This window comes from Sulfolobus sp. B1, assembly GCF_007050195.1.
Classification (GTDB): domain Archaea; phylum Thermoproteota; class Thermoprotei_A; order Sulfolobales; family Sulfolobaceae; genus Saccharolobus.
Genome location: NZ_QIMI01000125.1, coordinates 1 through 4,638, shown reverse-complemented (window position 1 = coordinate 4,638; position 4,638 = coordinate 1). Strand labels below are relative to the sequence as shown.

Sequence of the window (4,638 nt, the reverse complement as noted above, 5' to 3'; positions counted from 1 at the left end):
TGTGACTCATGTAAGCCCATTGAGGGAGATCTAGCTAATGGAGTGTATTCCAGTTCACGGTCAATTTGTAGTTCATATATGGCATGTCCACTTTCATGTATTAATGAAAATATTACCCTCTTGAAGTCGTATCCCTCATATCTAACAGTGATTCTTACGTCATCTCTACTCATTGAAGTTGTAAAAGGATGAGGTGAAATATCTATCCTAAACCTATCCCTAGGCATCTTCAAAATCTCAAAAGCTATTTTCTCGATTATTCTGCTCATTACACTAATGTCGTACTTGTCATCCTCGAAGTGATATTTTCTAGTAAATTTGTCATCTAACTTATTTAAAATTCTAGATAAATTCGGCAAAAGTTCATTGAAAACCCTATCAGCTTCATTTGTAGTAAACCCCTCTTCATATAAGTCTAACAATGCTGAGTAAATGTGATCATTATATCCTAATCTTTGGGCTATTTCCCTATTGAGTTCAATTATTTGCTCTAAGTAGGGTTTAAATAATTTAAAATCGTTCTTAGTCCTAGCTTCTCTCCAAACTACAGTAGCTTCTGAAGTTATCTTATTCAATTTCATATCTAACTCTTCCGGTACACTATCAATGTACTTATATTCCCTTTCTAACACTCTCTTTAATCCCTCTTCCCTCTCATTTTTTGGTTCTAATTTCTCTACGTCTTTCCTAATACTTAACAATAATTTCCTCCTAATATTACTCAATCTCGCTAAAGCTTCTCCCCTAGCATTAGCTCCAGAAGGTGGCATGTAGGTTTGTATATCCCACCCAAGTAGACTTATTGCGTGCTCGATCGACCAAATATCTTCGTACATATATAAAAAAGTACATAATAGTTTAAAAAACTGGTTTAGTTACAGCTCCCATTGATGCTTGACTAACTAATGAGGCGTACTTCGCTAATAAACCAGACTTATATCTAGGCTCTGGTGGAGACCACTTCTTTAACCTATTCTTTATTTCCTCTTCTGGTAACTTTAAATCGAGTCTCTCATTCTCCACATCTATTACTATAGTATCTCCATCTTGAACTACAGCTATAGGTCCTCCGACCATAGCTTCCGGGGCTACATGACCTACCATAGGTCCTCTCGTTGCCCCAGAAAACCTCCCATCAGTTACCATTGCTACGTTATTCAATCCAGCTCCCATTATTGCAGCAGTAACTCTTAACATCTCTGGCATACCAGGGGCGCCTTTAGGACCTTCATATCTTATTACTACCACTTCTCCCTCCTTAACCTCATTATTTTGTATTCCTTTGAATGCATCATCCTCTGAGTTATATACCTTTGCTTTTCCCTCAAACTTAGTCACATTAGTTGCGGCAACCTTTATGACAGCACCTTCTGGGGCTAATGATCCCTTTAATATTACAATACCTCCCCTAGGTTTAAACGGATTACTGGGATCTCTAACTATATGAGAGTGCGAGACATTAGGTAATTTGTACTCTTCTAGGTTTTGTTTCATAGTCTTCCCAGTAACGGTGAGCACGTCACCGTGCAATAAACCATGCTCTAGTAGCTTCTTTAAAACTAAAGGAACACCTCCAACTTCATCTAGATCAGCCATTACATATTCTCCACCGGGCTTCATACTAGCAATATAAGGTGTTTTTCTAGAAATTCTATTAAAATCGTCTAGAGTTAATTTTACTCCTGCTTCATAAGCTATTGCTAATAAATGTAATACTGCGTTTGTTGAACCTCCCATAGCCATTAAGGTAGTAATTGCGTTTTCAAAGGCTTCATATGTAAGTATATCCCTTGATTTTATTCCGTTTTCCAAGAGTATGCCTATACTCTTTCCAGTCTCTCTGACATACATCACTCTTCTCGACGAAGTAGCTGTTGGAGAAGCACTACCCGGTAACGCCATTCCCAAGGCTTCAGACATACTAGCCATTGTATTTGCCGTAAATAAACCAGCACAAGTGCCCAAAGTTGGATGAGCCCTTTTCTCTATTTCATACAATTCATACTCGCCTATCTTTTTCCCTATGTAAGCACCAATAGCTTCATGAACATCTTCTATGGTTAATCTCCTTCCTAAGAAAAACCCTGGCTCAGCTGAGCCTCCATAGACGTAGATTGATGGAACATTTAACCTAGCCATAGCCATTAAAATGCCTGGAGTTGTCTTATCACACCCACCAATCCCTACTAATGCGTCAAATGCATGGGCGTTAAATTGAGCCTCAACCATATCAGCTATCAAGTCTCTACTAACTAAACTATACCTCATCCCCTCGCTTCCCATACCTATGTTATCGTTAACTACCATCGTGGGAAAAGCTAATGGAGTTAAACCAGCTTCTTTAACACCTTCTTTTGCAACTCTGGCTAAGGTTAATGTATGAAAATTACATGGTCCAGCTTCACTCCATGCTGTAGCTAATGCAACTAATGGTTTTTGTATTTCGACGTCAGTTAAACCTATAGATCTGAGGAACGCTCTATGAGGTGCATTATATATTCCATGATATCTTGAAGGACTATTTAACTTAGGCATATGTTAAATAATTTTCTGGAGTAAATAAGCAAATATGTTAAAAAGTTTAGACTAAACTAGTTAATTAACGTGAAAGTGAAGAAAGCTTTGAAGGAAAAGGTTTTCATTTCATAATGGTTCTCATTCAGCGTATACCATAGAAGAATTATGAAGCGAAGAAAGCCTCGCTATTTATGACGAAAATGAAGTCAGCTGAATGCACAGATTAATATAACAGAACTAGTCTAATACTTTTTCCGTGGTATATGGATTATTCAATTGGTCTTTTTAACTCGTAAGGCTTCCATCCTAATTTCTCCCTAAACTCATTAATCAATTTGACTGATTTCTCTTTCTCGTTTTTAGGCATCTGTTTACTTCTCAAGACTCCCATAAATAATGCGTATAGTCTAGCATTAATTGTTGCTCTACTTAAACCGTAATCTAAGTCTTCTTGTAACTCATCTAATATCTCCTTTACTTGATCAGAATTTATGAGTCCTTTACCGCCAAAGTCTGAGACCTTCCTTCCTAGATATAAATGTCCCTTTTCCACAACTATTGCTTTTCCATCATCAAAAGTTATTCTCCCTTTCATTATTCTATCGTAAAACTTCCAAGCTTCTAGTGCGTTAGGGTCTAATTCCTTAAGCTTAATCATGACTATCCTCCTTATCTCATCTGTAGACATACCTTCCTTTAACTTCTTTTTAACCTCCTCTACGATATCGTGAGCCACTTCTGGAGACGCTCCGGTTGCAATAATTGAGTTATATAGTTTAGTCTCGTTAAACTCTTCATATTCTCCATTTCTTTTCTTTATCCTTACCATAATTTATATGTAAAGTAGTAGAATAAAAATTATAGACCTAACTTTCTAACTTGATCCATGGCCCACATCATTGGACAATAACCTCCACACATTGTACACGCCCTTACGTTAGGCTTCCCAAACTGAGTATAAACTTCCATAGCTTTTTCAGGATATATCAGCTTACTTATCATCTTATCCCATTCCAATTTTCCTCTATAGTAACTTACCTCATCGTCCCACTTCCTTCTCTTCAGTTTTACAACGTCTCCAGCGTGGGCAGCTATTCTATAAGCTACTGCCCCTTCCTCTACCTGGTTAACGTTAGGTAAACTTAAGTGTTCAGCTGGGGTTAAGTAGCATAACAAGTCTGCTCCAGAGGCTGAAGCTATTGCTGCACCTATTGCGGATGCGATATGATCATAAGGTGCTCCTACATCTATTGGCAAGGGACCGAGAACATAATACGGGACACTGTTGCTTAACTTTTTCATCAGCTTAACGTCCCAGGCTATTTCATTCAAGGGGACATGACCTGGCCCCTCAATCATAACTTGAACACCTTTGTTTATAGCGTCTTTAGCTAATCTAGCGGTCTCTATCAACTCTCCTATCTGGAACTCATCATGTGCATCACCAATAGCCCCAGGTCTTAGAGCATCTCCTAACGATATTACGGCATCGTACTCCTTAAACATTTCTAACACATAGGACCAGTTCTTTCTATAAGGATTCTCAGAGTTGTTGTGTATCATCCACCCTAATATCATATCACCTCCCCTAGACACTATTGGAATTATCCTATTACTCTTCAACGCTTTAATACCCATTTCCTTAGTTATTCCTGCATGGATAGTCATGAACGCAACTCCGTCCTTCAAGTGTTTCTCTATGGTATTTAGCAAATCATCTTCTGAGAAATATGCCCCACCACTCTTCTTCTTAAATGACTCTATGAACACTTGATAGACTGGTACTGTTCCCACAGGTAAATCACTAGCTTCTATAATTCTTCTCCTTATGTAGTCTAAATCTCCGCCAGTCGATAAGTCCATTAACGTATCTCCCCATCTATTGGAAATCTTAACTTTCTCTAATTCCATGTCTAAGTTTACAACTTCGCTCGAAGTTCCAATATTCACGTTAACCTTTGTTGTCAATCCCTTACCAATGGCAATTATTCTCTTACTGGGTCTCCTAATGTTTCTAATAACAATGACCTTTCCTTCAGCTACTCTCCTTCTTATCTTATCTGGACTTACTTTTTCTATTTTACTTATCTTTTTTATCTCATCCGTTATGATTCCGTTTCT

The 4,638-nt window shown here is 37.9% G+C and carries 3 protein-coding genes and 1 pseudogene; all 4 read right to left on the bottom strand.

The genetic code is table 11. The features are described 5' to 3' along the window. Positions 1–836, bottom strand: a pseudogene (locus DMP16_RS08025) (carboxypeptidase M32); the annotation flags it as partial. Positions 837–858: 22 nt separating this feature from the next. Continuing rightward, on the bottom strand, positions 859–2,535 hold the full coding sequence (gene ilvD / locus DMP16_RS08020; RefSeq protein ID WP_069283159.1) for a dihydroxy-acid dehydratase: 1,677 nt from the start codon (positions 2,533–2,535) through the stop codon (positions 859–861). A 250-nt stretch (positions 2,536–2,785) separates the two neighbouring features. Then, on the bottom strand, positions 2,786–3,346 hold the full coding sequence (locus DMP16_RS08015; RefSeq protein ID WP_069283161.1) for an ATP cone domain-containing protein: 561 nt from the start codon (positions 3,344–3,346) through the stop codon (positions 2,786–2,788). 29 nt (positions 3,347–3,375) lie between these two features. Next, a partial coding sequence (gene thiC, locus DMP16_RS08010; RefSeq protein WP_221929529.1) for a phosphomethylpyrimidine synthase ThiC occupies positions 3,376–4,638 on the bottom strand: 1,263 nt, incomplete at its 5' end.

Coding starts and splice junctions, on each gene's coding strand:
- DMP16_RS08015 (WP_069283161.1), bottom strand. CDS start 3,346: ATGGTAAGGATAAAGAAAAGAAATGGAGAATATGAAGAGTTTAACGAG.
- ilvD (WP_069283159.1), bottom strand. CDS start 2,535: ATGCCTAAGTTAAATAGTCCTTCAAGATATCATGGAATATATAATGCA.